Below are 2,090 nucleotides of genomic sequence, written 5' to 3' on the forward strand. Positions count from 1 at the left end.
TCATGTCTTTGTTTTTGACACTTTTAATCACTTGTGCTCGAAAATCTGCTGAATAGGTCATTTGTTCTTCTGCTATTTCGCTTGCTTTAAAATGATTGTATCTTATTTAAAAAGAACTGACTATATTGTAAATTATATGTATATTACTATCTTCGTACTTGATATAGTTTTCCGCCTTTTTAAAGTCTAACACCCTGATATCATGATATTTTTTAGATATATTGATGACCTTCCTGCGATAGCGCTTATCTATATCAATCTTGTAAACTTTATAAAAAACTTCTCTTTCGTAAGTAGAGATAAGTTGTTGCTTGAGGTTGATATCCACTTTTTCCGTCTCGAAAGCGCTTTTAAGCTTGTCTAAGCTGTAGTATCTATTGTCTTGATAGGATTTATAGACCTTCCCTATTTCAAAAAGTAGTTTCAATGTTGCCATAATAATTGCAATTGGTAGCCATCTATCTAGAGATCCAATATCTAAACCTATCATTTTCCACTTCTATAAGACAAAAACTATAATATACTCTTTCCATCGTGAATTAGTAACCCACTACTGCCTCATTCAACCACCCTTCAACATCACCCACCTGCGCCGCCAGTTCAGGTTGCGAGTTTGCCAGTTCAGCAAGCGCATCTTTAATCTCGCTCTTGTTATATTTCACACCCGTCAATGTCTCTTTAAGCAAATCAATCAGCTCAACATTTAACGCGTCAGAAAAGATAACAACTTCTGCAATCATTGCCTGCTTCACATCCATATGCACATCCATGATACCCCAATCAAAGCGCGTCTCGATATGATGGCTAAACTCAGGCGTTTTGCCAAAGCGCCAATCCCAGTCTGCCATCTGCTGATAGTAAGCGTTTAGCGTCGGCTGCTTGGCAAGGCTGGCTTCATCCAACTGCTCAACTGGCGTAGTCTCTCCATAATATTCACAAAACGCCTCGATAATCGCCTCAGACAACGTCTCATGATTGATGGCATCATTGAATTCTACCAAGTTTGCCACGCGCGCACGTACAGACTTGATGCCTTTTGCTTTGAGCTTTAAGGGATGCGGATTGAGATAGTCGCCGAGCTTTTGCATGTTGGCATTGACCAGTAGTGTCCCATGATGAAAACTGCGATCGGCGGCGTGTTTGAAGGCGCTGCCTGATATTTTCCTATCGCCCACTTGCATATCATTACGACCAGATAAGGTGGCGTCTATACCCAGTTTTTTTAGCGCATTGATGATAATGGTAAAGTTGGCCGTTTGGTCGTACGCGTGTTTTGGAGATAAAAAAGTAAAATTGGTATTGCCCAAATCATGAAAAACCGCGCCGCCACCACTCTGTCGCCGCGCCAAAAATACATCGTCTGCTGCCATTTGATCGGTTTTGCACTCTACCCATGGATTTTGCGAGCGGCCAATGACCACGGTCTCAGAGTTGCGCCATAAGAAAAGCGTGTGCGAGTCGGGATTGAGCGTATTAAATATCCAATCCTCGGTTGCAAGATTAAACCACGGATTGGTCACCGCAGATTTTAAGATACGCAGTTTCATGATGGATCCTTTTTTAAATCGTTTTTATAGGGTGAGCGTTATAAATAGGTACAGACATTCTTACCGATGCGGCGTTGGAATTCAATGAGTGTATGCTAAGTAGTTATAAAGCATTAAGGTTAATATTCGTGATTGAATTTTGAGTAAAGTGGGTTTACCGGATACTTAATTTAATGGAACTCTGTTTAATTTGAATAGTAGATTGTTTCTAATAGAAAAACTCTACTAAAGCCGAATAAATAAAATACTCCTTTCTAGTCTTCTGCTACTATTAGGACTGTGAGGTGAATCAATAGTGTATGCAATAACAAAAAAGTCGTAAAACCTCCTAGTTTCTAGGAAAGGTAAGGATGAAGCGCCTACCCAATTTACAGGTTCTTGATATAAAAAGTGATATAAAAATAACTGTATTATGGATCGGTAATCCCCCCAATAAATAAGAACACTCATAAATAGAGAGTAACTGCTAGAATACATCAGCAGGAGAATCCTATGAAAAAGACACGCTTTAGCGACAACCAAATCGTCAACATCCTAAAACAA

General features: G+C 39.5%; 2 protein-coding genes. Both read right to left on the bottom strand.

What is annotated here, in order from left to right; all coding sequences use genetic code 11:
- Positions 1 to 106 precede the first annotated feature (106 nt).
- Complete coding sequence (locus tag NJD71_RS13460; RefSeq protein WP_319052411.1) at positions 107 to 490, bottom strand: hypothetical protein; 384 nt, start codon at positions 488 to 490, stop codon at positions 107 to 109.
- A 49-nt stretch (positions 491 to 539) separates the two neighbouring features.
- Positions 540 to 1,547, bottom strand: a complete 1,008-nt coding sequence (locus NJD71_RS13465) for a lipoate--protein ligase (RefSeq protein WP_319052412.1) — start codon at positions 1,545 to 1,547, stop codon at positions 540 to 542.
- Positions 1,548 to 2,090 lie beyond the last annotated feature (543 nt).

Origin of the sequence: Psychrobacter sp. PP-21, assembly GCF_033790785.1 — a bacterium.
GTDB lineage: Bacteria > Pseudomonadota > Gammaproteobacteria > Pseudomonadales > Moraxellaceae > Psychrobacter.

Coding starts and splice junctions, on each gene's coding strand:
- NJD71_RS13465 (WP_319052412.1), bottom strand. CDS start 1,547: ATGAAACTGCGTATCTTAAAATCTGCGGTGACCAATCCGTGGTTTAAT.
- NJD71_RS13460 (WP_319052411.1), bottom strand. CDS start 490: ATGATAGGTTTAGATATTGGATCTCTAGATAGATGGCTACCAATTGCA.